Source organism: Shewanella sp. LC6, assembly GCF_006385735.2.
GTDB classification, from domain to species: domain Bacteria; phylum Pseudomonadota; class Gammaproteobacteria; order Enterobacterales; family Shewanellaceae; genus Shewanella; species Shewanella xiamenensis.
This window is the reverse complement of record NZ_CP043902.1, coordinates 1,908,775-1,935,134: the sequence shown is the minus strand read 5'-3', so window position 1 is coordinate 1,935,134 and position 26,360 is coordinate 1,908,775. Positions and strand designations below refer to the sequence as shown.

Annotated in this window: 23 protein-coding genes and 1 pseudogene; 13 read left to right on the top strand and 11 right to left on the bottom strand. The window is 44.9% G+C overall.

Annotated elements, in window-relative coordinates; genetic code table 11:
* Complete coding sequence (locus FJD32_RS08710; RefSeq protein WP_086904489.1) at positions 1 to 918, top strand: LysR family transcriptional regulator ArgP; 918 nt, start codon at positions 1 to 3, stop codon at positions 916 to 918.
* A 113-nt stretch (positions 919 to 1,031) separates the two neighbouring features.
* Here the strand turns inward: FJD32_RS08710 and FJD32_RS08705 are convergent, their stop codons facing one another.
* Together FJD32_RS08705 and FJD32_RS08700 are read right to left on the bottom strand one after the other, a co-directional pair.
* Complete coding sequence (locus FJD32_RS08705; protein ID WP_037419898.1) at positions 1,032 to 2,132, bottom strand: AI-2E family transporter; 1,101 nt, start codon at positions 2,130 to 2,132, stop codon at positions 1,032 to 1,034.
* Between the two features lie 198 nt (positions 2,133 to 2,330).
* Positions 2,331 to 2,564: a sulfurtransferase TusA family protein gene (locus FJD32_RS08700; protein WP_037419895.1), complete on the bottom strand. Its 234-nt coding sequence runs from the start codon at positions 2,562 to 2,564 to the stop codon at positions 2,331 to 2,333.
* Positions 2,565 to 2,676: 112 nt separating this feature from the next.
* On the opposite strand from FJD32_RS08700, the gene FJD32_RS08695 reads away from it, so the two are divergent.
* From FJD32_RS08695 to FJD32_RS08680, 4 genes are all read left to right on the top strand, one after another.
* Positions 2,677 to 4,146 carry a M48 family metalloprotease gene (locus tag FJD32_RS08695; protein WP_047535243.1) on the top strand — a complete coding sequence of 490 codons (1,470 nt, stop codon included), beginning with the start codon at positions 2,677 to 2,679 and terminating at the stop codon, positions 4,144 to 4,146.
* 112 nt (positions 4,147 to 4,258) lie between these two features.
* Entirely contained in the window at positions 4,259 to 4,609 is a 351-nt protein-coding gene (arsC, locus tag FJD32_RS08690; protein WP_140906635.1) for an arsenate reductase (glutaredoxin), read from the top strand.
* Positions 4,610 to 4,660: 51 nt separating this feature from the next.
* Entirely contained in the window at positions 4,661 to 5,041 is a 381-nt protein-coding gene (locus FJD32_RS08685) for a DUF2069 domain-containing protein (RefSeq protein WP_140906629.1), read from the top strand.
* Positions 5,042 to 5,320: 279 nt separating this feature from the next.
* Positions 5,321 to 7,273: a hypothetical protein gene (locus FJD32_RS08680; RefSeq protein ID WP_055646944.1), complete on the top strand. Its 1,953-nt coding sequence runs from the start codon at positions 5,321 to 5,323 to the stop codon at positions 7,271 to 7,273.
* A gap of 112 nt (positions 7,274 to 7,385) precedes the next feature.
* On the opposite strand, the gene hda is transcribed toward FJD32_RS08680, so the two are convergent.
* Both hda and FJD32_RS08670 read right to left on the bottom strand, forming a co-directional pair.
* Complete coding sequence (gene hda / locus FJD32_RS08675) at positions 7,386 to 8,096, bottom strand: DnaA inactivator Hda (RefSeq protein ID WP_037419883.1); 711 nt, start codon at positions 8,094 to 8,096, stop codon at positions 7,386 to 7,388.
* Between the two features lie 76 nt (positions 8,097 to 8,172).
* Entirely contained in the window at positions 8,173 to 9,255 is a 1,083-nt protein-coding gene (locus FJD32_RS08670; RefSeq protein ID WP_088585437.1) for a DUF2066 domain-containing protein, read from the bottom strand.
* 215 nt (positions 9,256 to 9,470) lie between these two features.
* On the opposite strand from FJD32_RS08670, the gene FJD32_RS08665 reads away from it, so the two are divergent.
* Entirely contained in the window at positions 9,471 to 10,709 is a 1,239-nt protein-coding gene (locus tag FJD32_RS08665; protein WP_037426776.1) for a uracil-xanthine permease family protein, read from the top strand.
* 106 nt (positions 10,710 to 10,815) lie between these two features.
* On the opposite strand, the gene FJD32_RS08660 is transcribed toward FJD32_RS08665, so the two are convergent.
* Positions 10,816 to 11,148 carry a Grx4 family monothiol glutaredoxin gene (locus FJD32_RS08660; RefSeq protein ID WP_007649079.1) on the bottom strand — a complete coding sequence of 111 codons (333 nt, stop codon included), beginning with the start codon at positions 11,146 to 11,148 and terminating at the stop codon, positions 10,816 to 10,818.
* Positions 11,149 to 11,375: 227 nt separating this feature from the next.
* On the opposite strand from FJD32_RS08660, the gene sodB reads away from it, so the two are divergent.
* The 4 genes from sodB (at position 11,376) to FJD32_RS08640 (ending at position 17,016) form a co-directional block, all read left to right on the top strand.
* Positions 11,376 to 11,960, top strand: coding sequence for a superoxide dismutase [Fe] (gene sodB, locus FJD32_RS08655; RefSeq protein WP_011622352.1), 585 nt, complete (start codon positions 11,376 to 11,378; stop codon positions 11,958 to 11,960).
* 250 nt (positions 11,961 to 12,210) lie between these two features.
* The gene (locus FJD32_RS08650; RefSeq protein WP_088585435.1) at positions 12,211 to 14,145 is read left to right on the top strand and encodes a PrkA family serine protein kinase; all 1,935 of its coding nucleotides are present in this window, start codon (positions 12,211 to 12,213) and stop codon (positions 14,143 to 14,145) included.
* Positions 14,146 to 14,211: 66 nt separating this feature from the next.
* Positions 14,212 to 15,480 carry a YeaH/YhbH family protein gene (locus FJD32_RS08645; protein ID WP_037419869.1) on the top strand — a complete coding sequence of 423 codons (1,269 nt, stop codon included), beginning with the start codon at positions 14,212 to 14,214 and terminating at the stop codon, positions 15,478 to 15,480.
* A gap of 9 nt (positions 15,481 to 15,489) precedes the next feature.
* Positions 15,490 to 17,016: a SpoVR family protein gene (locus FJD32_RS08640; protein ID WP_088585434.1), complete on the top strand. Its 1,527-nt coding sequence runs from the start codon at positions 15,490 to 15,492 to the stop codon at positions 17,014 to 17,016.
* A gap of 109 nt (positions 17,017 to 17,125) precedes the next feature.
* On the opposite strand, the gene fadR is transcribed toward FJD32_RS08640, so the two are convergent.
* Positions 17,126 to 17,851 carry a fatty acid metabolism transcriptional regulator FadR gene (gene fadR, locus FJD32_RS08635; protein ID WP_037419862.1) on the bottom strand — a complete coding sequence of 242 codons (726 nt, stop codon included), beginning with the start codon at positions 17,849 to 17,851 and terminating at the stop codon, positions 17,126 to 17,128.
* A 302-nt stretch (positions 17,852 to 18,153) separates the two neighbouring features.
* Here fadR and nhaB point away from each other — a divergent pair, with 302 nt between their 5' ends.
* The 3 genes and pseudogenes from nhaB (at position 18,154) to FJD32_RS08620 (ending at position 23,154) form a co-directional block, all read left to right on the top strand.
* Positions 18,154 to 19,755 carry a sodium/proton antiporter NhaB gene (nhaB, locus tag FJD32_RS08630; RefSeq protein ID WP_140906627.1) on the top strand — a complete coding sequence of 534 codons (1,602 nt, stop codon included), beginning with the start codon at positions 18,154 to 18,156 and terminating at the stop codon, positions 19,753 to 19,755.
* A gap of 95 nt (positions 19,756 to 19,850) precedes the next feature.
* A complete protein-coding gene (gene dsbB, locus FJD32_RS08625; protein WP_037426767.1) occupies positions 19,851 to 20,378 on the top strand; it encodes a disulfide bond formation protein DsbB in 528 nt (175 codons plus the stop codon).
* A 156-nt stretch (positions 20,379 to 20,534) separates the two neighbouring features.
* Positions 20,535 to 23,154: pseudogene (locus tag FJD32_RS08620) on the top strand (cache domain-containing protein).
* Between the two features lie 67 nt (positions 23,155 to 23,221).
* Here the strand turns inward: FJD32_RS08620 and FJD32_RS08615 are convergent.
* The 5 genes from FJD32_RS08615 to pdxH all read right to left on the bottom strand — a co-directional run bounded on the left by FJD32_RS08615 (position 23,222) and on the right by pdxH (position 26,324).
* Positions 23,222 to 23,602 (bottom strand): STAS/SEC14 domain-containing protein, encoded by a 381-nt coding sequence (locus tag FJD32_RS08615; protein ID WP_037426761.1) that lies wholly within the window; start codon positions 23,600 to 23,602, stop codon positions 23,222 to 23,224.
* A 362-nt stretch (positions 23,603 to 23,964) separates the two neighbouring features.
* A complete protein-coding gene (locus FJD32_RS08610; RefSeq protein ID WP_037419846.1) occupies positions 23,965 to 24,321 on the bottom strand; it encodes a DUF3802 family protein in 357 nt (118 codons plus the stop codon).
* A gap of 169 nt (positions 24,322 to 24,490) precedes the next feature.
* A complete protein-coding gene (locus tag FJD32_RS08605; protein ID WP_069455462.1) occupies positions 24,491 to 25,066 on the bottom strand; it encodes a YceI family protein in 576 nt (191 codons plus the stop codon).
* Between the two features lie 145 nt (positions 25,067 to 25,211).
* Positions 25,212 to 25,667 carry a YaiI/YqxD family protein gene (locus FJD32_RS08600; RefSeq protein ID WP_140906626.1) on the bottom strand — a complete coding sequence of 152 codons (456 nt, stop codon included), beginning with the start codon at positions 25,665 to 25,667 and terminating at the stop codon, positions 25,212 to 25,214.
* A gap of 18 nt (positions 25,668 to 25,685) precedes the next feature.
* Positions 25,686 to 26,324, bottom strand: a complete 639-nt coding sequence (gene pdxH, locus FJD32_RS08595) for a pyridoxamine 5'-phosphate oxidase (protein WP_140906625.1) — start codon at positions 26,322 to 26,324, stop codon at positions 25,686 to 25,688.
* Positions 26,325 to 26,360 lie beyond the last annotated feature (36 nt).

Here is a 26,360-nt window from a genome sequence, read left to right as displayed (position 1 = left end):
ATGTTGGAATACGCCAATCTTAAAGCGCTTGCGGTCGTCGTCTCCGAAGGCGGCTTCGAGCGCGCCGCAAAAGTGCTGCACATTACCCAATCAGCAGTGTCACAACGCGTTAGGCAATTAGAAGAACGAGTCGGCCAATCCTTACTTATCCGCTCAACACCTGTGGTGGCGACCCCAACAGGGAAGCGTTTATTGCGCCACTATTCACAGGTGCAACTACTCGAGAGTGAATTGAGAGCCGAGTTAGATGCCGATGACCCAAATCATCCAACGACGGTGCGAATTGCAGTCAATGCCGACAGTTTAGCGACATGGTTTTTGCCCGCATTGGCCGATATGTTCAGCCGACATGCTTGGCTGCTCGAATTGATTGTCGATGATGAGTCCTACACCCATCACCTACTGAAAAACGGTGAGGCCGTCGGTTGCGTGACCACGACAGTCAACCCCATGGCCGGTTGTAGCAGCGAGTTTTTAGGAACCATGGAATATATGTGCGTCGCCACCCCAGCATTTGCGGCGCGTTATTTCGAATGGGCAAAAAATAGCGATAATGTCGGCGCTCAAATAACCCAAGCGCAGCTTGCGAAAGCCCCGGCTGTGGTGTTTTCGACCAAAGATAAAATGCATGAAAAGTATCTCGCCCAGTATTTTCAAATGTTGCCAGGTCAATGGTGGCAACACAGCATTCCCTCATCGGAGAGTTTTTTAGAGGCGATTAACTTAAGTCTGGGTTACGGTTTAGTGGGTCACTTACAGGCAAAACCCTTGATAGACAAAGGCATATTAATTGAGCTCACCCCAGAAAAACGCATTCGGGTGCCCCTCTATTGGCAGCATTGGAATATCAAAGCGAAACAAACCACTTTGGTTTATCGGGCGCTTGCCGCCACCGCACAGCATCTATTACAGCAATAATGAATGCAGCAAGAGTGAGTAAAACAATTGTTAGTACAAATCATTAGCGTATAAAAAAACTGAGCACTCGTGCCCAGTTTTTATCTATTAGTTTTTAATCTATTGCCAGCGGCTTAGGCTTCTGCCGAATCCGCCTTCACCTGCGCTATCGCCACAGGTTCAATCTCGGTTTTAGGCCAAGCATTGATCACCGCTTTCACTAAGGAAGCTAATGGAATGGCAAAGAACACACCCCAAACGCCCCATAAACCACCGAAAACTAATACAGCAGCAATAATGATCACCGGATGCAAATCCACCGCATCGGAAAACAGGATAGGTACAAGTACGTTACCATCCAAGGCCTGAATAATGCCGTAACCTAGCATTAAATAACCAAACTCAGAGCTAAAACCCCACTGGAAAAAGGCCACCAGCATAATGGGTAGAGTCACTAAGGTCGCGCCCACATAGGGAATCAACACCGACAACCCGGTCAACACCCCCAGTAAGGCCGAGTATCTCAGCCCCATAAAGGCAAAGAAGATGTAGCTCGCCACCCCGACAATCACAATCTCAATCACTTTGCCGCGAATATAGTTAAAGATCTGTTGGTGCATTTCAAACCACACTTTTCGAGCCAACTGGCGATTGGTGGGGAAAAAACGCTTACTACCGCGGATCAGTTGATCTTTATCCTTAAGAAAAAAGAACACCAACAATGGCACTAAAATAGCGTACACCATCAGCACCAATAATGACGCAGAGTAACCAATCAGCTGTTTCGCAATGTCGAGCACATGTTGTGTATCAAGTAATTTCTTCAACTCGGAGACCATTAAATCGAGCTGTTCAGTACTTATAAATTTAGGATACTGGGTCGCTAACCCCTGCAAGGTCAGTAGCCCTTTATCTATCATATTCGGTAAATCCGTCATCAGACTTACCCCTTGACGCCACACGCTGGGGATTAGCCCAAAGGTCAGCAACACCACTATCCCTAAAAACAGCACTAGCACTAAGGAAGCCCCCGTCGTGCGATTAATCCCCAATTTCAGCATTTGCGCCACGGGCCATTCGAGTAAAAAAGCCAACACCAGAGCAACAAGTAGCGGGGCTAACAAACCACCAGCAAAATAAAGTACTAACGCTAAACCCACTAGAATGGCCAATAAGGTGACGGCCTGTGGATCACTAAATCGCTCTTGATACCAACGAGAAAAAAAACTAAACATGCATTCATTCCAATGGGGGTTGGCTTTCCCAACAGGCAGGAAAGTGACTTATGAGTTAACCTTATCGCAGTAGATTAACTGTGTATATGCTTGAAAATCAGTTAACTGCTAACTATGACTGACAAGCCTAGGTTAAGTTGCAGTCAGCTAGCTAACTCGCCATTTTGACTGCGGCATTGAATCATGCTTTGTGTATGATTATCCCTGCGATAAATCAACTTTTGTAATTAATAGGCCTAACTGGCTCGCATCATCGTGTAACGTCACGACCTGATGCCCCTGTTTTTTTAAAAAAGTGGGAACATCTCGGCGGGAACCTGGGTCTGAGAGTAGGATATGTAAGCTGTCACCAGCAGACACAGACTTCAACGCAAGTTTGACCTTAACCAAGGGAACGGGGCAGCGCAATGATGTTAAATCAATAAAAATCATAATTAACTTGCTATGAACGAACTTGGGCTATTATCCTAAGTTGCAATTCAAACTACAAGCTAAGGGCTACCTAAGCCTTAGTTGAGACACTTAAAAGAAATAAAGGATCCACTTGCGTAATTTGACGTTTTTGACCCGATGTAAACCCCTTGCGGCGAGTGTGCTTTCATTAATGTTACTCGGTGGAGCCGCAAAGAGTTTTGCCAACAACGACTTGCCCGATCTGGGTACCGCCGCCGTCAATACCTTCAGCCTAGAAAAAGAAATGGTCTATGGCGATGCCTATATGCGCGTTATTCGCTCATCGGCGCCCATGCTGAACGATCCGGTATTGAGCCAATATTTAACTGAACTGGGCAACAAATTGGTCGCCCACGCCACGGGAGTCAAAACGCCCTTTTATTTCTTCTTGCTGCAAAATGATGAAATCAACGCCTTTGCCTTTTTCGGCGGCCACGTTGCGGTGCACACAGGGCTATTTCTTAATGCTGATAACGAAAGTGAACTGGCCTCAGTATTAGGCCATGAAATCACCCACGTGACCCAGCGTCACTTAGCACGCTCCCTCGAAGCGCAGCAAAAAACCGGACCAGCGACTGTTGCTGGTTTACTCGGCGCCATTTTATTAACGATTGCCGTTCCTCAAGCAGGGATGGCCGCGTTGGCAACCACCCAAGCCATGGCGACACAATCAAAAATCAACTACACCCGCCTGCATGAAAAAGAAGCCGATCGTATCGGCATGCAAATTTTAGTTGACGCGGGATTTGATCCTAATGCCTCCGCCGATTTCTTTGGCAAACTCGCCAGTCGTTACCGTTTTACTACTACGCCACCGCAAATGCTGTTAACCCACCCTTTACCTGAATCACGGATTTCCGAAGCGCGGGATCGTGCCCAGCAATATCCCCACCGTTATGTGCCGGATAATCTGAACTTCCAGCTAGCTAAAGCCCGTATTCAGGTGCGTTTTTCCAGTTATAGCGACGATGCGGTATTAAGCATGTTTGAAAAGCAGCTCAATAAGCAAACCTACAGCTTTAAAGAGGCGGCCCTCTACGGCAAAGCATTAGCACTGTTTAGATTGAAGAAGTTTGATGAATCCGAAAAAATTGTCGATGAACTATTAAAAATCGATGATAACAACTTGTTTTATCTCGATACTAAGACGGATTTGCTTAACGAACGTAAGGATTATGCCCAGGCAACTAAGTTACTCGAAACTCAGCGGAAAATGAAACCCACTTCGCAGGTGATCAACGCTAACTTAGCCAATATCTATATCGAGGCTGGTGACCCCGCTAAAGCGATTCCGCTGCTCGAAGATATGATTTTCCTCGATAAGCAGAATCAACTGCCCTATCAGTTGCTAAATCTTGCCTACAAGAAACTTGGTAACCAAGGGATGGAGTATTTCTCCAATGCCGAGTTAATGGCACTGGGGGCGAATTATAAAGGCGCAATCGATCAACTGAACTTTGCCTATCGCGCCTCGGAAGGTAATCCATTACAACTGGCGCGAATTGAAGCACGGATCCGCCAATTTAAACAGGCAGATAAAGAAATGGATGCCCTGAAGTAAAATCAGCCATTTTATCTCTACAGCCTATAATCGCGCCCCGAACACCCTGACGGGGCGCTGTTTTTTTTGCTATCATCCGCGCCATTGTTTTAGCCGATTGAGCATGAGTACTATGACCCAAGCAACGATTTACCATAACCCACGTTGTTCAAAGAGCCGCGAAACCTTAGCCCTACTCGAGGAGCAAGGCTGCGATATCACAATAGTGGAATACCTTAAGAATCCTCCAAGCGCCGGTGATATTCGTGGAATTTTAGCCACGCTCAAACTCAGCGCCCGTGAGTTAATGCGCACTAAGGAAGACGAGTATCAAGCACTAGGTCTTGCCAATCCGGCTTTAACCGAAGAACAACTTATCGACGCCATGGTCAAGACGCCAAAATTGATTGAACGCCCAATCGTACTGGCCAATCAACAGGCAGCCATTGGTCGTCCACCGGAAAATGTACTGAATATTCTCTAAGTTGTTCAGGCTATTTCACCACTGTTCCAGGATGTTTAGATTAGGAAAATCATGACCTCAAGCTCTCTACTGACACTTAGCCGCTTAGGCTACCTTGCCCTTGTTCTGCTGCTGGGCGGCTGGTTTATTGGTCAAGGCATAAATGGGGAATATACATTATTATTCAGCCTATTATGGATATTGCCTTTATTGCTTCCCATCAAAGGCATTTTAAAAGGTAATCCTTACACCTACGCATGGGCGAGCTTTATTTTATGCTTATATATGCTGCACGCCCTCACCTTGTTGTATGTCACGACCGATGCATTGGCCTTTGCCATTATTGAGGTCCTGCTCATTGGCGCGCTGTTAGTCGCGTTCCCGTTTTATGCTCGTATCCGTGGACGTGAACTCGGCCTAGGTCTGAAGAAAAAATCCGATAAGCAAGACTAATATTCCGAATATAGTAAAGCGCGGTTGATTTACACCGCGCTTTTTATTGCCCGACACACTCTCTGCGTCAGTCCATCCATTTTTAGTCAAAATGATCAATGCCCCGCCTATCTCCAATAATCACTACAAACAATCCATAACATTTAAGCTACCTTCGATCGCTTTTTGTAACTAAAAGAGCGTGCTATAGTCATTTTTTGTGCCAATAAATGACGGTGAATCGTGCCTGTCAAACAACAAAAACAAACAATAACAGCGAATTAATTGGAGTGAGTCATGATGGAAATATGGGGCCCAATTCGTCGATTCAGTATCATAGCCGCAGCAGCAACATTGAGCGCCTGTGGCGGCGGAGGTGATAGCAACAGCGATGGCGGCACAGTTACGCCTCCCACAACCAATGTGCCACGTTGTACCTCAGTCACACCATTAGTGACCACAGATACTGGTGCAATTCGGTTTAAGACGGAATCTCAATATGGTGTAGGACAATCCGGTGCCATTATTGCCAGCCTAGGTAATCGCGATTCGCAGGATCTCACCTTCCGTTGGCAACAACTCGAAGGCCCCAGCATTGAACTCGTTAGTCAAAATAGTCCTGTATTAGCGATGGAGCTCCCGGCCGTGGGCAGCTACCGCTTTCGCTTACAAATCACCGGCGCCAATACCAATGTGACGGGTGACATCAGCATTAATGCCGATAACAACACGGGCGGATTGCTGAATATTCGTCAAGACCATCAAGCCGTTGAGGGTAACGATGTAAGCTTGCGAATTGGTCAGCAAGCCGGCCTCAGTGCCGCCAATGTCAATTGGTGTATCGCCGAAGGCCCCGATGTCAGCCTTGACATAAGCGATCCCTTTAGACCCCTCTTTACCGCACCCGCTGTTGCTCAAGATACCTTAACCCGTCTTAGGGCATCAGCCACGATTAACGGTAATGTAGTGACAGATGAAGCCTTTGTATTAACCACGGCAGCGCCCACGATAAGCTCCAGTTACTTTGATACGCCACTTGCGCGTACTCATGCTTATCATCCAACCTCACCTTATGCCAGTGCGTTAACGAGCTGTGTGTACTCGAATCAGTTAAAAGAGGCTTGTACAATCAATCAATTGCCACTCATAGGCCAAGTTTCAGATAACCTTGATGTCGATACGATTCTTGATCGGGTATTAGTGTCCCACGATTGGATGGGGGACAATTTTGCCGCATTTTTACGGCAGATGGATCCTAATAGTGACTTTGCCCGCCTGCTACAATCGGTCACCGCAGTGGTGATTAGTTATGATGTGCGCCCATCTTTCTATTGGGTTGTTACAGGGGCGATTTATCTCGACCCCAACGACCTTTGGCTGACACCTATGCAGCGCGATACCATCAACGAAGCGCCAGATTATCGCAGTAGCTTTGGCAATGAGCTGAATTTCATCATGCCATGGCGTTACGTTAAAAATAATCAATATGCTTCACAGGGCTTCCCAATCACTACGCGCGCCACACGGACTCTGGCTCAAATTAACCCTGACCTCGCCTCACTCTTATACCATGAGCTCGCCCACGCTAATGACTTCTTCCCAAGAAGCGTGCACGCATCACTTACAGGTCCAAGACTATTGGATGACTATAGTCGCCGAAATGCCAGTAAGAGTTTGATTTCAGATCAAGTAAGCCGCAGTTATCCCCTCACGAGTACCGAAATGACTGGGCTTGCTGGAGTGAGCTTCTTGGGTGCGAAAGCCACTGCCACCCAAAAAGCCTACCAACCTTCGGATGTCAGTACGTTTTTCTCCAGTGATATCGCCAATGATTTTTACAATTATTCCAGCACCCGCGAAGACACTGCAATGCTATTTGAAGAAGCGATGATGAGCTATCGCTATCAGATCCTGCGGGATGTAGCAGTGACAAATGCACCCGATGTAATCACCGCGGATACGATTATCGTCAACTGGGGACAAAGAGGCCGCATTGGCGCCGATAATTTGCTCAACCGTGCCGCCTTAGTGATCGATGGTATGTTACCCGAGTTAGATGGTATTACCTTGCTAGCAAGCCTGCCCGAGCCCATCCCGATGACCCAAGGGCAAAGCTGGCGTCAAACATTAGGGATATCGCCCAATGCAGCCATTGTGAAAGGACAACAAAGTAGTACCGCAGCCAGTCGCGATAGCATAGCCGAGCCAGAGCTGCGCTTCAGTGGCGATCGTCATCGCCATCCGCAGCAGTAGTCACTTGATCTAAGCGAGCAGATAGACAAGATTTCAGTATTTCAGCTCATTTGAAGATATAAAAAAGCCCGTCGTAATTATGCGACGGGCTTTTTGCTAATACGGTATCAGCTCAGAGGTGCAGCATTTCTTTTGCAAAAGGAATGGTGAGTTTGCGCTGATGCACTAAAGATGCTTTATCAAGTTTATCTAACACATCAAACAGAGTACGAAGGTCTCTTGCCATTCGATTGAGCAAAAAACGCCCAACGTCTTCAGGTAATTGTAGCCCACGCATGGCAGCACGGCGTTGCAATGCTGCGAGTTTTTCATCATCAGCCATTGGCTGGAGTTGATAATTGAGTCCCCACTGCATTCTTGAGACTAAATCGGGTAATAAAAATCCGGCATCCGCAGGCGCAGACCGACCACTCACCACCAGCGCGCAATGTTTATTTTCAGCAACACGATTATACAGATCAAAAATCGCCTCTTCCCAAACTGGATGGCCTGCGATGTCGTCCACATCATCAATGCAAATCAAATCAAGTTGTTCCAAACCTTCTAATAGCGCCGTCGAAATACTCGCATGGATCCCAAGTGGCAGATAAAAGCTGCGGCGGTCGAGCTCATTCGCATGGGCACAGGCGGCATGCATTAAGTGAGTACGTCCCGATTTTACGGGTCCCCAAACATAGATAGCCGCTTCACCATGCCCCTCAGCATTAGCGCGCAGCTTTTGAATAAGTTCATCATTACCCGCTGCAGGATAATAACTATTAAAAGTTTCATCGTCTGGCAGATAAACAGGCAATGAAAGTTGTAGCGGTGAGTTTAATGGCACTCGTACGTCTCAATATCAATAAATTATCAACCCCACGCGACTGGGTAGAGTATTTCCCAGCCTCTACGAGGGAAGTTTAAGGTAACCGCCATTGATAGACAGTTTTACCTGCAGGGCTCGCACTGGCGGAAAACTCTCCAGGAGTGACCACCGAAATTCTCGGCTCTAAACTTAATAAACGCTCAAAGTCTGTCTGTGAGCCAAATAGATCTAACGAAAAGGTCACAGTGTTACCTTGAATGCGCGACAAAGTCGCATTCTTAACCGCACTCAGTTGTTTTAAATACTTTTCTACCTCAACAACTTGTGCCATTTTATCAATGTTCACAAAGGTCACACTGGCGCCAACCTGCTCACCAGAATCCGCAATAGCATACTTAGTAAAATAGTAATCCCCTAGGGCAGCCATCATCGCTGTGATCGCCTGCGCACTATTTTCAGCACTGCCATTAAAACTAAACAATGGTGGCGTTAATGAATCAATCGTAGTTTTAGAATACAGATTTAAGCGATAACGCACCTGGTTCCCTGCTGGCTCAATGGCAACAAGCGCTAAGAAATCAGCTTGATAACGTCCAGAGACACTGGCCACGATATCCGCAAACATGCCTTTGACATCGTTCGGGTTAATCCCCATGAGTTCATCAAGATCGAGGATAGGCAATAGCACAGGTATCCCACGTTCATCAGAGTAAGAGCTAAACGCCTGACGCTCGGTCGATGTGGAAGAATCACTTAATAAAATGGTGTCACCTTCACCGGGCATCGCCACCCAAAACAGGGTCAATGGACGCTGGGTGCCCCATACAGGGAGTTGTGCTTGACGCAACAAGGACACAATTCGTCTATGCTCGAAATTTGCTTTCAGCAGCAATTGACCATTTTGTTCAACATAACCAAATTGACTTAACAAAGCATCAGGATTGGCCAACTGCGATTGGATCACGCTATTGTCCAAAGAACGGGCCGTCCCCGTGTTTTTAATGATCACTTTTTCTAAAGCGGTTTTCAACGCGCTATTACGCTCTGGAACCGCACGGGAAGTGACCGGTACATCGGCCTCATCTAATTTACTCACTTCAACAGCTTGCAGGCTATTAACGGTAAACAGGCAGTATAAAAACGCGACTAAGCTTGGCTTTAATAGAAATTTCAGCATCTTTGGGTAGTTGAAGTAACATCAGATAGTGCAAATTGTACCATAGTTCGCGCCTTTAGCGAGTCTTAGCCTTATTCGATACTCTGAATAAGGATCGCTACTCTGACAAGCCATAAAACAGTGATCGCCACCCGCAAATATATCATTTAATAAAGATCATATTGCAACAAACTGTTATCATCTCGCGGTTTACCCTAAATTTACGAGAATAATAAATGAGACGACTTGCTATTCCATTGCAGGGCGCACAAATGCTGTTTGTCGCATTTGGCGCCCTAGTACTGATGCCACTGTTAACTGGACTCGACACCAGTGTTGCACTCTTTACCGCAGGTATTGGTACCCTACTATTTCAATTAATCACTAAACGCCAAGTGCCTATTTTTCTGGCTTCCTCCTTCGCTTTTATCGCCCCGATTCTTTACGGGGTACAAACTTGGGGGATCCCATCAACCATGGGCGGTATCATGGCCGCAGGCGCGGTCTATGTATGCCTAGGCGCCTTAGTTAAAGTACGCGGCACTGACTTTATTCATCGGCTGTTACCACCTGTAGTTGTAGGACCCGTCATCATTATCATTGGCCTAGGCTTAGCGCCTGTTGCCGTGAATATGGCGCTGGGCAAAAGTGGCGACGGCAGTCTAACCTTAGTCGCAACCAATACGGCATTAATCATTTCGCTTGTATCCCTTTGTACCACCATTGCCGTAGCGATTTTTGCTAAAGGGTTACTCAAGGTGATGCCCATTCTTGCTGGCATTATCGTTGGCTACAGCCTGAGTCTAGCATTTGGTATCGTCGATTTTGCGGTAGTCACTGCAGCAAGTTGGATCGCCATTCCAAAATTTGTCGCCCCCGAATTTAACTGGCATGCGATTGCGTTTATGATCCCTGTTGCCATTGCTCCTGCGGTTGAACATATCGGTGACATCTTGGCTATTTCCAATGTCACTGGTAAGGATTTTATGAAAAAACCTGGCCTGCACCGCACCTTAACGGGTGACGGCGTAGCAACAATCGCCGCAGCAGCCTTCGGTGGTCCACCAAACACCACCTATTCAGAAGTCACAGGTGCAGTCACTTTAACCCGTAACTTCGACCCAAGGATCATGACATGGACAGCCATCACTGCCATTACCTTGGCGTTTGTAGGTAAATTAGGGGCACTGATGCAAACTATCCCCGTTCCAGTTATGGGCGGCATTATGTGTTTGTTATTTGGTTCAATTGCCGCTGTAGGATTAAATACCTTAATCCGTAATCACGTGGACTTATCCGAGCCGCGTAACTTAAGCATTGTCGGTGTCACCTTAGTCTTCGGTATTGGCGGTATGGCCTTTGGTATTGGTTCTTTTAGCCTTACAGGCATTAGTCTTTGCGGGATTGTCGCCATTACCATGAATCTGCTATTACCTGCGAGCAAACACCACGATCGAGATGCGGCATCACACTAAGTGTTGCCCTTCAATTCCTCACTCAGTAGGAATATCGCAATAAAAAAGCCGCTAAGTTATTCACTTAGCGGCTTTTTGTTATTCTTCATCGCTCTGTTACGAGTAATTACTCTGCGGTTTTGTACTTTTCTGCAGTCGCTTTGATTAATGGCTGTAATTCGCCTTTTTGGTACATATCAACCACGATATCACAGCCACCAATCAGCTCGCCTTCAATCCACAGTTGTGGGAAGGTTGGCCAGTTTGCATACTTAGGTAATTCAGCACGAATATCTGGGTGCTGGAGAATATCCACAAACGCAAACTGCTCGCCGCAGTTAATCATGATTTGGGCTACCTGAGATGAAAAACCACAGCTAGGTAATTTAGGAGAACCCTTCATGTATACAATGATTGGGTTTTCAGCGATCTGCTGTTTAATTTTCTCTACTGTTTCCATTTTAATTCCTAAGTATGATGACATTGACTCAATGCTGGCTATTGTACGACAGCTAAGCACAGAACAAAATCCCACAGTTTGTATGGTTATGGCCTGCAATTAGTTTTTCGATGACGCCTATCTAATCAATTAGCCAAACAATGATTCACATCACAAATTTTATCGGTACAATAGTGTCCAGTGAGCACGTTTAAAAAACGATAACCTAAGACCATGGAGAGATACTAATGGCTTTCGAATTACCCGCATTACCATATGCAAAGAACGCACTAGAACCACACATTTCTCAAGAAACCATTGAATACCACTACGGCAAGCATCACAACACCTACGTTGTTAAGCTAAACGGTTTAATCGAAGGAACCGATTTCGCAGGCAAATCTTTAGAAGAAATCATCAAAACTTCTACTGGTGGCGTATTTAACAACGCAGCTCAAGTTTGGAACCACACTTTCTACTGGAACTGCTTAGCGCCTAACGCTGGCGGTGAGCCAACTGGCCCTGTGGCTGATGCCATCAACGCGGCTTTCGGCTCATTCGACGCATTCAAAGCCCAGTTTACCGATTCTGCGGTAAACAACTTTGGTAGTGCTTGGACTTGGTTAGTGAAAAAAGCCGATGGCACTGTTGCTATCGTCAACACTAGCAATGCTGCAACTCCTCTGACTGACAGCACTGTGACACCAATCCTGACTGTTGACGTGTGGGAACATGCTTACTACATCGATTACCGCAACGTACGTCCTGACTACTTGGCCCACTTCTGGCAATTAGTTAACTGGGACTTCGTGAACCAAAACTTCGCGGGTTAATCGTCTCTCAGCGATCCTTAAAAAGAGCCCAAGTGGCTCTTTTTTATTACCTCAAAAATCATTCATCTTCGACTTCCCGTTAAACTTCACCTGATAACTACAAGTGCAATAATTGCAATTGCAATCATTTGTTATTGTTTTTATTTGATATTTTTTTGACACAGCAAGCAAGTTTGTGTCTAAGATTAGTGTAGGAAGCTGAAAATCAGTTATCCCTTCCATAACATCACTGGCGTTTCAGGGGGTTTATATGGGCATTTTCGAGCATTACCAAAAGCGCTACGAACAAAAACTCGATGAAGAATACACTTTGCAGGAATTTCTGGATATCTGTAAAGAAGATCGCAGTGCTTATATGTCAGCATCAGAGCGATTACTGCTCGCCATCGGTGATGCTGAAATTATCGATACGGCTAAAAATCCAACCCTAAGCCGTATCTTTTCGAATCGTCTCATCTCACGCTATCCCGCATTTAAAGACTTTTACGGTATGGAAGATGCGATTGAGCAAATCGTTGCCTACCTAAAACACTCAGCCCAAGGCTTAGAAGAATCTAAGCAAATTTTATACTTACTCGGCCCAGTGGGTGGCGGTAAGTCATCACTGGCAGAAAAACTTAAATCATTGATGCAAAAAGTGCCCATTTATATTCTGAGCGCTAATGGGGTAAGAAGCCCGGTGAATGATCATCCCTTCTGTCTCTTCGATGTGGACGAAGATGGTCAACTATTGCGGGATGAATTCAATATTCCCAGCCGTTATCTCAAAACCATCATGTCACCTTGGGCGGTGAAACGTCTGCACGAGTTTGGTGGCGATATTTCTAAATTCCGCGTGGTCAAAGTCTATCCCTCTATTCTCGATCAATTGGCGATTGCCAAAACCGAGCCTGGGGATGAAAACAACCAAGATATTTCTTCCTTGGTGGGTAAGGTCGATATTCGTCAGCTAGAACATTTCTCGCAAGACGATGCCGATGCCTATGCCTACTCCGGCGCATTATGTCGCGCTAACCAAGGGATAATGGAGTTTGTGGAAATGTTTAAGGCGCCGATTAAGGTGCTACATCCACTGCTGACCGCGACGCAAGAAGGTAACTATAACGGCACGGAAGGCTTATCCGCCCTGCCCTATAGCGGGATTATTTTGGCACACTCTAACGAATCAGAATGGTCAACCTTTAAAAATAACAAGAACAACGAAGCCTTCCTCGACAGGGTTTATATTGTCAAAGTGCCCTATTGTCTACGGGTATCAGAAGAACTGCAGATTTACAAAAAGCTCATACAAAATTCTGAGCTATCTCAAGCACCTTGCGCCCCCGGAACCATAGAAACCCTAGCGCAATTTAGCGTACTATCAAGGCTCAAAGTCCCAGAAAACTCTTCTATCTACTCGAAAATGCGAGTTTATGATGGTGAGAGCTTAAAAGATACTGATCCTAAAGCAAAATCCTACCAAGAATATCGCGATTATGCAGGCGTCGATGAGGGAATGAACGGCCTTTCTACCCGTTTTGCCTTTAAGATCCTGTCACGGGTATTTAACTTTGACCATTCCGAAATTGCCGCTAATCCAGTGCATTTATTCTATGTGCTTGAACGGCAAATTGAGCAGGAGCAATTCCCTAGCGATACCGCCGAACGTTATCTGGAGTTTTTAAAAGGCTACTTAATTCCTAAATATGTCGAATTTATCGGTAAAGAAATCCAAACCGCCTATTTAGAGTCCTACTCTGAATACGGCCAAAATATCTTCGACCGTTATGTCACCTATGCCGATTTTTGGATTCAGGATCAAGAATATCGCGATCCAGAAACGGGCCAGTTGTTTGACCGCGCCGCACTGAATGCCGAACTTGAAAAAATCGAAAAACCTGCGGGCATCAGTAATCCAAAAGATTTCCGTAACGAAATTGTCAACTTTGTCCTGCGCGCTCGCGCAAGTCATGAGGGCCATAACCCACTGTGGACCAGCTATGAAAAACTACGCACTGTGATCGAGAAGAAAATGTTCTCGAATACAGAGGACTTACTGCCAGTCATTTCCTTTAACGCCAAAACCTCGACTGACGATCAACGTAAACACGATGATTTTGTCAATCGAATGATGGAGAAAGGCTATACCAAAAAACAAGTCAGACTCCTGTCTGAGTGGTATTTACGGGTTCGTAAATCCTCTTAACTTGCGCTCACTAAAAAACGAGGCTTTGGTGTTGCCAAAGCCTTCGCTGGGATTTGGGAGGTGCGTATGGCGAACTTTATCGATAGACGGTTGAATGCGAAAGGAAAAAGCACAGTCAACCGCCAACGCTTTATCAACCGATATAAGCAACAAATCAAAAAAGCCGTCAGCGATGCCGTCACGCGTCGCAGTGTAACGGATGTAGATAAAGGTGAAAAAATCAGTATTCCCACACGGGATATCAGTGAACCTATGTTCCATCAAGGTAAAGGAGGCGTAAGAGACAGAGTTCACCCAGGGAATGACCAATTCACCCGTGGCGATAAAATTGACAGACCACCGGGAGGTGCTGGCGGCGGAGCGGGTAAAGGTGATGCCTCCGATTCAGGTGAAGGTAATGATGACTTTGCATTTGAAATCTCAAAGGATGAATACCTTGAATTGTTATTTGAAGATTTAGAGCTCCCGAATCTACAAAAAAATCGTCTCAACAAGCTCGTTGAGTATCAAATCTACCGTGCGGGATTCACCAATGATGGGGTGCCTGCCAATATCAATATTGTGCGCTCACTGCGTTCATCCTTGGCGCGCCGTATCGCCATGTCGGCGAGTAAAAAGAAATTGCTCAAAGAGTTGGAACAGGAACTGGCAGAGCTTGAAAATATACCTGGAACAAAAGCTGAGCTGATTTTGGATTTAAAAGCACAAATTGAGGAGTTAAAGCAGAAAATTGCTAAAGTACCGTTTATCGATACCTTTGACTTACGCTTCAACAACTTTGCAAGGCGCGAGGTGCCCTCAAGCCAAGCGGTCATGTTCTGCTTAATGGACGTATCAGGCTCGATGGATCAAGCGACAAAAGATATGGCGAAACGTTTCTATATCTTGCTGTACTTGTTCCTCACTCGTACCTACAAAAACCTCGAGGTGGTCTATATCCGTCACCATACCCAAGCGAAGGAAGTAGACGAACATGAGTTCTTCTATTCCCAGGAAACTGGCGGCACCATAGTGTCGAGCGCCTTGAAATTAATGCACGAAATTCAACAGGCGCGTTACCCTGCCAATGAGTGGAATATTTACGCCGCGCAAGCATCCGACGGCGACAATTGGGCCGACGATTCACCAACCTGTAGGCAATGGTTAGAACAAAAAATATTGCCACTGGTGCGCTATTACAGCTACATCGAAATCACCAATCGTGCCCATCAAACCCTGTGGCGTGAATACGAATCCCTAAAACAACACTACGACAACATAGCGGTACAACATATTCGTCAAGCCGAAGATATCTACCCTGTCTTTAGAGAATTATTTAAAAAACAGGCGGTTTAAGGGGGCTCTATGGGGATTAAAGAAGCAAAAACACGTACAGCCTTAAGCGATGGTCCAGACTGGAGCTTTGAGCTGCTACAAAGTTATTTAAAGGAAATTGAACGGGTGGCAGCAATTTACAAATTAAACGCCTATCCGAATCAAATCGAAATCATCACCGCAGAGCAGATGATGGATGCCTATGCCGGTATTGGGATGCCCATAGGCTACACCCATTGGTCTTTCGGCAAACGCTTTATCGAGACCGAACAAGGCTACAAACGTGGGCAAATGGGGCTCGCCTATGAAATCGTGATCAACTCCAACCCTTGCATCGCCTATCTCATGGAAGAAAACACCATCACGATGCAAGCATTAGTCATGGCGCACGCCTGTTTTGGACATAATAGTTTTTTTAAAAACAATTACCTATTTAAAACCTGGACCGATGCGAGTTCGATTATCGACTATTTGGTGTTCGCTAAAAACTATATCAGCGATTGCGAGCAAAAATACGGTGTCGAGCAAGTTGAAAGCGTGATTGACTCCTGCCACGCCTTAATGAACTATGGCGTTGATAGATATAAACGTCCTGCTGAAATCTCTTTTAGGGAAGAACAAGCGAGGCAAAAAGACCGCGAAGCCTATCTGCAAAGTCAAGTAAACGATCTGTGGCGAACAATTCCTACCTATCAACAACAGCAACCGTCGACCACTAAGCGCCGTTTTCCCGCCGAGCCGCAGGAAAACATTCTGTATTTTATTGAAAAAAATGCGCCATTGCTGGAGTCATGGCAGCGGGAAATTATCCGGATCGTACGCAAAATGGCACAATATTTTTATCCGCAAAAACAAACACAAGTCATGAATGAGGGGTGGGCAACCTTTTGGCACTACACTATTTTGAATCATTTATACGATGATGGTGTTGTCACTGACCGCTTTATGATGGAGTTTTTGCAAAGCCATACGGGCGTCGTAGCGCAGCCTGAATATAACAGCCGATACTACAGCGGAATCAATCCCTATGCCCTAGGGTTTGCGATGTTTACCGATATTCGGCGCATCTGTGAGGCTCCGACTGATGAAGACAAAGCCTGGTTTCCGGATATTGCGGGGAGTGATTGGCTCGAAACCCTACACTTTGCGATGCAGAACTTTAAGGATGAGAGTTTTATCAGCCAATACCTGTCACCAAGAGTGATCCGTCAATTCAAGCTGTTTGGCATCCATGATGATGAAAAACGTAACTATTTATCCGTATCCGCCATCCACGATGAACAGGGCTATCAAGATATTCGTAACTTATTATCGCAGCAGTACAATTTGTCTAATATTGAACCCAATATTCAAGTGCATAATGTTGAAATAAACGGCGACAGATCCCTTACGCTAAGGTACGTTCCCAACAAAGATATCCCGCTTGCTAATAGCTACAAAGAAGTGCTCAAGCATCTGCACCGTCTTTGGGGTTTTAGTGTTAGCCTTGAACAAGCCAACGCTGATAATAGTATTACATTATTAGCTACATGCCCTGAGCAGCCCAAAACGGACTGATAATCAGTGGTAAGACAACATACAAAAAAGCCGTTTTAGCGAAAACGGCTTTCATATTTTATTTGACCTGATTTTAACAAGCACCCAGATAGTGAATGCTCAGCGTCAGCTACGAATGCGAATCCTGTTGAGCAATTGAAGACGGCATATCATCACGCAATTGCAGCCACATTTTGCCACTATTGATCCCATAGGTACGCATTAATGCAGGCACATCGAGATAGTTTTTCGCTTTCGCTAACAGTTCTAACTCTTTATAAAAATTAAGTGCCAACTGACGAGCCTCTGGACTACTAAAATAGTAACGCCCAACTCGACTATATAGTCCCTTAAAGCCATTCAAGATCAATACATAAAGCGGATTACCCGATGAGAACGCTAACGTATGATGCAACAGATAATCATACTCGGCAAAAGATTCAGCGGTATCCTCTAACTGATGGATTTTAGCCAATACTTCCATCGCAGTATCAGGGCTGTTGCGCAGTGCGCCACGGAAATAAATTGCACTCACATTGGTACGAGCAGAGAGTAATTGGTCCACTAGTACAGGGAAGCCCTCAGGGTTGAGATCTGCAATCGTCTCAAGAATATTCAGACCCGAAGTTTCCCAAAAATTATTGACACGAGTCGGCTTGCCATGTTGAATTTTCAACCAACCATCACGCGCTAAACGCTGTAACACCTCACGCAACGTCGTCCGGGTCACGCCGATCAATTCAGAAAGCTCACGTTCAGCCGGTAAAATGGACCCTGGAGGAAACTTATTTTCCCAAATCGATCTTACAATATACTTCTCTGCAAAACTTGCAGGTCCTTTGGCATTGATAATCATCAGCCCACTTATCCAGTTGTTGTGCTTTAATAATGGTCACTGATCATACCAGAGCGGTAAAAAATGGAAACCATTGACTGAAACTCCCCGCTTCATCAGCGTACAATTGTCACAAAAATGTTTAATAAATCGACACAAATCAATAGCAATTGTACCAATTTTGCCGATTAGCTCCGCTTTTTGAAATCTGGGTTTGAGTAACTCGTTACATTAGCATTCTCTTTAGGCTAGACTGAATCCTAAAACATATGTCACTAACAATAACTTGTGAAATTTAAAACATAATTAGAAGAGAGGATGCCATGCCGATGACAATGAGTCAGGCGTTTATTGGAAACTTCTTAGGTAACTCACCTAAGTGGTACAAGATCGCAATACTGTCGTTTTTAATAATCAATCCAATACTCTTTTTCTATGTCAGTCCCTTTGTGGCTGGTTGGGTATTAGTGCTTGAATTTATTTTCACCCTAGCAATGGCGTTAAAATGCTATCCATTACAACCCGGCGGTTTGTTAGCCATCGAAGCGGTTGCAATTGGCATGACTTCAGCCAGTCAAGTGCTACACGAAATTGAAGCTAACCTTGAAGTGTTATTATTGCTAGTGTTCATGGTGGCTGGCATTTACTTCATGAAGCAACTGCTGCTATTCGTGTTTACTAAGATGATCACCAAAGTCCGATCTAAAATCTTAGTGTCTTTAATGTTTTGTTTAGCTTCAGCATTCCTATCCGCCTTTTTAGATGCTTTAACCGTTATTGCAGTAATTATTACCGTTGCAGTGGGCTTTTACTCTATTTACCACAAAGTTGCCTCGGGTAAAGATTTCTCTGCCGATCATGACCATACTTCAGAAGATAAAAACGAGGAAGGTGATGCCCAACTCAACGAAGCTGAGCTGGAGTCCTTCCGTGGCTTCTTACGTAACCTATTGATGCACGCAGGCGTCGGTACCGCATTAGGTGGCGTGTGTACTATGGTGGGCGAACCACAAAACTTAATTATTGCCGCCCAAGCTAACTGGCAGTTTGGTGAGTTTGCAATTCGTATGTCACCAGTTACCGTGCCGGTCCTGATTGCTGGTATCTTAACCTGCTACTTAGTCGAAAAATTCCGTATCTTTGGATACGGTGCACAATTACCTGATGCTGTTCATAAAATCCTCTGTGACTATGCAGCCTATGAAGATGCACGTCGTACCAATAAAGATAAAATGAAGCTTATTGTTCAAGCCATTATTGGGGTTTGGTTGATTGCAGGTCTTGCGTTACATTTAGCCTCTGTCGGCTTGATTGGTTTATCCGTGATTATTTTAGCCACTGCCTTTAACGGTATTACCGATGAACATGCCCTAGGAAAAGCCTTCGAAGAAGCTCTCCCCTTTACGGCGCTGTTAGCGGTATTCTTTGCCGTGGTCGCAGTGATTATTGATCAACAACTATTTGCTCCCGTGATCCAATGGGCGCTGAACCACGAAGGCAATACCCAATTAGTGATTTTCTATATTGCTAACGGTTTACTCTCTATGGTCAGTGATAACGTGTTTGTGGGGACGGTCTACATTAACGAAGTCAAAGCGGCTTTGATTAATGGTCAAATTACCCGCGATCAATTCGACCTGTTGGCTGTGGCAATTAACACTGGAACTAACTTGCCTTCAGTTGCAACACCCAATGGTCAAGCTGCATTCCTGTTCTTACTGACATCAGCACTTGCACCACTCATCCGCTTGTCCTACGGCAGAATGGTATGGATGGCATTGCCTTACACGATCGTCCTATCGGTTGTGGGTGTAATCGCGATTCAAATGGGTTTCTTAGAGCAAATGACGCAGTATTTCTATGATTCCCATGCAATTTTGCACCACAGTGTTAAGGAAGCCTTAGCGCCTGCGGCAGCTCACTAACATAAATATCAGAGTTGACTGAACTTTATGAGTTCAGTACAGTCAAACAAACGCCCTATCTTCAAGGGCGTTTTTTGTTGATACGGAGTTCACTTTTGACAGCATTCACTCGCTTTGCCCATTCCCGTGCATCTTGGTTTATTCTGACAGGCTCTGCGATTGTCCTTGAAGCGGCCGCTTTATATTTTCAATACGTGATGAAATTAGATCCCTGTGTGATGTGTATCTACCAAAGACTCGCTGTATTCGGTATTTTGGCAGCAGGACTTGTGGGAATGACGGTGCCAAAGTACCGTATCGTTCGAATTTTGGGAGCACTGGGTTGGGCAATAAGCGCAACATGGGGCCTAAAGCTAGCATTAGCCTTAGTGGATATGCAAAACAATCCCTCACCGTTTTCTACCTGCTCGTTTTTACCCGAATTTCCAGCCTGGATGCCACTGCATGAATGGTTTCCTGCCATCATGATGCCGACGGGTATGTGTACCGATGTGCCATGGCAATTTATGGGAGTGACAATGGCCGAATGGATGGTCGTTGCCTTTAGTGGTTATCTAGTGATGTTATTACTGTTTATTGTGCCAATTCTCAGCGGCTCAAATAAACCGTCACTCTATAAATAAGTTTCAATAGGCAGACTTAAGGTCTGCCTTATTTTTATGCCTCTCCATTTATAACTTTAGTTAGTGTTATGACTTAACTTTGATTTAAGCCAATGGCAATTAGATCAAAAAAAGCTAAACTGGCTCAATGATCGCGGCATTTGGACCCCGTATAACATGGATAAACGGCCTATCTTTGCGCCACAAGCCTCGTTAACCCAATGGCAAAAAAGCCTGCCGTTTAAGCTCAGCTTGCTCCAACTCATCATCGCCAGCATACTGATTTTCAGTACTGCTTGGGTCATCCTTAATATCCAGACCCAACAAATCAGTGAGCAACAGACGTTGCTTAATCAGAATCACGGGCAAATAATTATTGGCTAAACTGCAGGAGATGACCTCACAAGTCGAAAATCAAGTGAATGCGATTAGTCAAATCGCCATGCTCTACCGCCATGAACCTGAACAGCTCAGTAAAAGTATTCCCGTTTTACTTTCGATAGAAAGTCAAAAAGACATCATCTCTGGTGGCGGTATTTGGCCTGAGCCAGGCGCATTTAATCGGCAAAAGTTCCGTGACAGCTTGTTTTGGGCGCACAATATTCGCGGTGAGTTGGTAGCGATAGACAGCTACAACAGTGATAACTTCCCAAGTTATCATACTGAAGAATGGTATCGACCAACCCGTTTTTTCCCCGCGGGTAAAGTCTTTTGGTCTAAATCCTATGTCGATCCCACAACCCATGAACCTATGGTTACCGCATCAAGCGCCATGTGGGTAGATCATCAATTTATCGGTGCAGCTACCACGGATATTAGTCTAGAAAAACTCAACCAGCTGTTACGCAATGCCATGTTGGATGTCAGTGGCTATGTCGTGGCTATTGACCATCAAAATCAAATACTGGCTTTTCCTAATCGTGATAATACACGCCAATCTCAGTCTGATACGACACACCATTTAATGAGCTTTGATGCGTTAGCTAAAGTAGAGCACGCTTTTACTCCTATAGCATCAGCGCTTCAGTTGGCAGATCGCAGTTTTATCGACCAAGCAATTGCTGAGCGCGTTTTTACTCAAGAGCAAATGGATAATCTCACTCGATTAAGCAGCGATAATGAGCGAGAAATGCTCTCTGCAATTGTGAATGACAACGCGAAAAACCATTTCACAACACCCCGACGTATCGCTTCAATCGCATTGACAATGGATCCTGTCCTAAAGGCGCCTTCACTCGTTTCTGTTTTTCTTATGCCCCATACTTATTGGAAAATTTTAGTCGTCACACCAGTCGCGCCGTTACAAGACACCGCTAAAAAACTGATTGAAAAGGTGGGGCTTTCTTTAGTCGCAATCCAAATGCTAGGCCTTATATCCTTGTTCATACTGCAACATAGGCTAATCATGGCTCCTATAATGGAAATGGTCAGAGCGCTTAAACGCAATGACTCTGCCTCCATCGAACTCAAAGCCAAAGAGCGCCATGACGAAGTCGGATTACTCGCAAAGACTTTTTTATCGCGTACTCAACAGCTTGAAATCGCTATGGCGAGTTTAGATGCCAGCAATCTCGCACTGGAACAACAGTTACTTAGTCAACAACATGTTCAACAGGAATTGAATCGACATAAGGAACAATTAAGATCTTTATTAGACTTTGCATCTACCATCATTTATATCAAAGACTTAAATGGCAGATACACCTTGGTCAATCATAAATATTGCGAAGTACTCGGTATCGAACGGCGAAAAATTATCGGTGCCATGGATTTTGAACTCTTCCCAGCTCCTCTCGCTCAACTCTACCAACAGAACGATCAACGGGTAAACCATCGCCACGATGCTCTGCATTTTGAAGAGCCAATACCAACTCCCCGTGGTGAAATTATTTACCAGATGACAAAGTTTGATATCCGAGATGATGAAGATAATTCTATCGGCGTTGGTGCAATTGGCTTTAATATGGATCTCAAAAAGCGCCAAGAGAAAGCACAAGAAAAACTGCTAGAACAACAACAGCAACAAATGAAGGAACAGCAACATCAAACTCAGTTAGCCCAGCAAGAACTCGCCTTAATGAGGGAGCAGATAGGTGAGCTCAATCATGAAATTACACAGCAAATCCAACTCAACCTCAATAAACAGCAAAGTCTAAAACTCATGCAGCACTTCCTCGCCGAAGTGATTAATCAAATGATGCAAGAGCAGGATCGCCTCCTCGCTCAAGTATGTCAGATTCGTCAAGATGAATATGTCGACCAGTCTGCTAAAGCGGTGCATCTCATGAGTCAACAGGCCGTAAGATTAAGACAAATATCGCAGCTATTTACTGATCAACATAGTGAAATACGCCCGCTCCATTTAGCGCAGTTTCTCCAGCATTTGCTCAGCCTATTACAGCCACAATTACTCAAAGCACAGGTGAAAGTAAATCTTAACTGCGATGAACTATTAATTATCGATGGTAATGCTTGGCAATATTTGCAGTTTTTCTATCGATTGCTTAATAACACTCTACAACACGCATTTAAAGAGCATCATCAACACCGCGAAATACTGTTGCAACTCGATAAACGAGGTAATGAATTACATATACTGCTACAGGATAATGGTGTGGGGATCTCGACAGCTCATCTTGAGCAACTCAGGCATGACATACATCAAAGACAATGTACAGGAACGCTATCCTGCCTCAATTTGTGGATAAAATATGAGTTAAATGGCGAGCTAATCGTAAACAGCGAACTCAATCTAGGCACTCAAATCGAGTGCTATTGGCCGTTGGCTACGGTGTAACAGCTCTTTGCCGCCCTGCTGTATGCTTTACAAATTAAGCATCAACAATCCGAGCAGTTACTCTCTGTTACAGTGCAATCACTTTGTCGTCGTCTAGCCATTCCTTAGCCAGTACACGCTCATTTTCGCCAAAGACTTTAACCGGACAAGGCAACATAAAAGCTAACGTATTGACCATAGTCCCAAGCATTTGCGTGTCCGCAATCATCACTACCCGCGCGAAATCACTGAAATGGAACACACTGAGTAAAGCATCGTCCCAAAGTGCTCCAACTGTAACACCCATAAAATCAGCACTAAATTCATACCATAAACGAATACAAGCATGATCCAATAACTTGGCTTCAATGGCCGGAAACAAAATGGTTTCAATATCCTGATGCGTTACCTGACCGGAAACAGCAATGGTTAATAAATCATCGGCATAGCTAGGACATATGGTTAGCATCATGCATCTCCCTTCGTATATCACCCAAAAATATCGTTATAGAGTAAAGATATACCCTGTAAGCAAAGATGCTTAAACAACTGGTGATTTTTCTACGACTCGGAAAGCAAAATAAGCAGAGTGATAGCTTATCTCCCCTAACCAAATAGGCTTTTGTGCGAATATCGACAGAAAACAGAAAAATGAGCACAAAGGGTTGTTACTAACAACGGCAATCAATCCAGCGTGAAGAGACAAGCCATGATGGAAAAACCAATATGCAATTGCTGAAGGCAAGGAACGGGATTAAAACACGACTTCAATTCCCAAGAGCTAACGATAAGCAATGGGAGTAAGAGTAACCCGATGACTAGCCTCAAACATTAAGCATGGGATTGAAATTTTGCGATCTCTTGATCAAATAAATTTTTGATGAGTCCTGAAAATTCAGTGATAAACAGCGTTTGCTCAGGTGTTGCCCTATGATTGGCTACAGAGGCGAGAATTTCCTCGAGATCATACACAATGGCATCGACCTCACGGATAATGGTATTACGCTCACTAAAGGAGAGTGACGGATTTTGACCACAGACCATAATAATCTGCGCGGATAATTGTTCCTCAAACAATTCCATCACAGTATCGTCGGACACATTTTGGGTATCAGGCGTTTCGAACAAGCCAAGGTGCTCAGTCAAATACTGGATTAAATGCATGTAACCGTCTTTATCTGTGACCATTTTTAACCCTTAAAACAACTAAATCGAGCGCCATTAAGGACACTGTTAACATCTAAAAAGCCTCAACATCCACCCATTAAGTGGTCAGTATGAGCATTATACGTCAGCCACCTCATAACCTTATCTTAAACAACAGCTGACGTATTGATCTAAACCAATCTTATTGTTGTTACTGAGTTAAGGTTAGTACAAACGACACCGGAACGGCTTGGCTAATACTAGATAAACCTGCAATATCACGCAACTTATCAACCCCTGCAACCAAGCCAAATTCATTGGCATTGATAATTATCGGCTGAAAACTACTAACCATCAGTTTATTATCAGATACTTTGGTCAAAATTACCGAAAAAGTTTTTGTTTGCTGTTTTCCATGCAGGGCAATTTTGCCCTCGATGTCAACAACCTTTGACTCATCCACGGCAAGCGCTTTGAGCATTTGACTATCGACTTGGGCATTCAAGTTAAGTTCAGGATACAGTGACACTTCAAACAATAAGTGCTGCATACGCTCATCACGCACATCAATACCCGTTGCTACGCTTATCAGCGGAATTGTTAACTCAAATTGGCCAGTATCCTTCAAAATACCTTTTAGTTGCTTAAAATGATGAACCTCAGCAATATCCCCCTTTTTTACCGACACGAAACTGACCCTAGAATCCTGCTCAATCACTTGCCATTGGGCAACGGAGCTGAAGCTGATCAACGTCGATAATGCCGCGATTCCTATCCATTTATTCATCGTATCCATCCTCAATTGTGAGTTGTAAGACCCGGCAGTTCCTTGTTATGAAGTACAAAGCTGCTCAGCACTTAGCAAATCGTGACAAAGATCACCTAAGCTTCACTAAAGATACTCTTTTTATTGATTAGCGACCAGTGAACTATCATTTAACCCGCACAAGCCATTTGTCTAAACTATTGGCAAAAGCCTGCTTATCGGCCGCAGACAAAGTATCAGGTCCACCTGTATGTACACCCGATGAACGTAAATCTTCCATAAAATCACGCATCGTAAGCTTTTGGCGAATATTGTCAGTGGTGTAGAGTTCACCGCGGGGGTTGAGCGCCAGCGCGCCCTTTTCGATCACTTGCGCCGCCAACGGGATATCGGCAGTGATGACTAAATGTGTGGCCTCAACATAGTCGACAATATATTGATCCGCCACATCAAAGCCTGAGCCAACACGCACTTGACTGATATACGGTGACGGTGGCACCCGTAGCATTTGGTTCGCCACCAGCACTAGCGGCAGCGCCTTTCGCTCAGCTGCGCGAAATAAAATCTCTTTAATTGGGTTTGGGCAAGCATCGGCATCCACCCAAATCTTATACTGTTCCACATTAAGCTCCTAAAGCCATTAGGGTGCTAAACGGTCAATCATCCATTCATCCGCTTGGCGAGTGTAGAGAAAGCGGTCATGCAGGCGATGCTCTCCACCTTGCCAAAACTCAATACTTGACGGCTTAACTAAGTAACCGCCCCAAAAGCTCGGCAATGGTATATCGCCCTTAGCAAATTTCGCTTTCATTTCAAAGAACTTACCTTCGAGCACTTGTCTGGCACTCAGTTTGCTCGACTGCTGCGACACCCAAGCGGCAATCTGGCTATCCTTGGGGCGGGTCATAAAGTATTTCAGCACTTCGGCGGTAGAAAGCGGCTGCGCCTCACCGAGAATCGACACTTGGCGTTCAATCGGATGCCAAGGAAAATGTAGACTCACTTTATTATTGGCCGCAATCTGCTGTGCCTTGCGACTGCCCAAGTTAGTGAAGAACACAAATCCCGTTTCATCAAAACGCTTTAACAGTACAATTCGTTGAAAAGGTTGGCCATGTTCATCCACTGTGGCAACACACATCGCGGTAGGATCACTCAGCTGCGCATCTCTGGCTTGTGTCATCCACAATTCAAATAACTGCATCGGGTTTTGGGGTAAATCGGCGCGTCTTAAGCCACCTTTGGTGTATTCACGGCGAATATCACTGAGATCTGTCATAGGTTTTCCTTTTTATAAGCGCACAATGATTGCTAT

Bases quoted from the DNA above. Each gene is read 5' to 3' on its own strand.
- FJD32_RS08710 (WP_086904489.1), top strand. From the start codon at position 1: ATGTTGGAATACGCCAATCTTAAAGCGCTTGCGGTCGTCGTCTCCGAA.
- FJD32_RS08705 (WP_037419898.1), bottom strand. From the start codon at position 2,132: ATGTTTAGTTTTTTTTCTCGTTGGTATCAAGAGCGATTTAGTGATCCA.
- FJD32_RS08700 (WP_037419895.1), bottom strand. From the start codon at position 2,564: ATGATTTTTATTGATTTAACATCATTGCGCTGCCCCGTTCCCTTGGTT.
- arsC (WP_140906635.1), top strand. From the start codon at position 4,259: ATGACCCAAGCAACGATTTACCATAACCCACGTTGTTCAAAGAGCCGC.
- FJD32_RS08685 (WP_140906629.1), top strand. From the start codon at position 4,661: ATGACCTCAAGCTCTCTACTGACACTTAGCCGCTTAGGCTACCTTGCC.
- FJD32_RS08680 (WP_055646944.1), top strand. From the start codon at position 5,321: ATGGAAATATGGGGCCCAATTCGTCGATTCAGTATCATAGCCGCAGCA.
- FJD32_RS08670 (WP_088585437.1), bottom strand. From the start codon at position 9,255: ATGCTGAAATTTCTATTAAAGCCAAGCTTAGTCGCGTTTTTATACTGC.
- FJD32_RS08665 (WP_037426776.1), top strand. From the start codon at position 9,471: ATGAGACGACTTGCTATTCCATTGCAGGGCGCACAAATGCTGTTTGTC.
- FJD32_RS08660 (WP_007649079.1), bottom strand. From the start codon at position 11,148: ATGGAAACAGTAGAGAAAATTAAACAGCAGATCGCTGAAAACCCAATC.
- sodB (WP_011622352.1), top strand. From the start codon at position 11,376: ATGGCTTTCGAATTACCCGCATTACCATATGCAAAGAACGCACTAGAA.
- FJD32_RS08650 (WP_088585435.1), top strand. From the start codon at position 12,211: ATGGGCATTTTCGAGCATTACCAAAAGCGCTACGAACAAAAACTCGAT.
- FJD32_RS08645 (WP_037419869.1), top strand. From the start codon at position 14,212: ATGGCGAACTTTATCGATAGACGGTTGAATGCGAAAGGAAAAAGCACA.
- FJD32_RS08640 (WP_088585434.1), top strand. From the start codon at position 15,490: ATGGGGATTAAAGAAGCAAAAACACGTACAGCCTTAAGCGATGGTCCA.
- fadR (WP_037419862.1), bottom strand. From the start codon at position 17,851: ATGATTATCAATGCCAAAGGACCTGCAAGTTTTGCAGAGAAGTATATT.
- nhaB (WP_140906627.1), top strand. From the start codon at position 18,154: ATGCCGATGACAATGAGTCAGGCGTTTATTGGAAACTTCTTAGGTAAC.
- FJD32_RS08615 (WP_037426761.1), bottom strand. From the start codon at position 23,602: ATGCTAACCATATGTCCTAGCTATGCCGATGATTTATTAACCATTGCT.
- FJD32_RS08610 (WP_037419846.1), bottom strand. From the start codon at position 24,321: ATGGTCACAGATAAAGACGGTTACATGCATTTAATCCAGTATTTGACT.
- FJD32_RS08605 (WP_069455462.1), bottom strand. From the start codon at position 25,066: ATGAATAAATGGATAGGAATCGCGGCATTATCGACGTTGATCAGCTTC.
- pdxH (WP_140906625.1), bottom strand. From the start codon at position 26,324: ATGACAGATCTCAGTGATATTCGCCGTGAATACACCAAAGGTGGCTTA.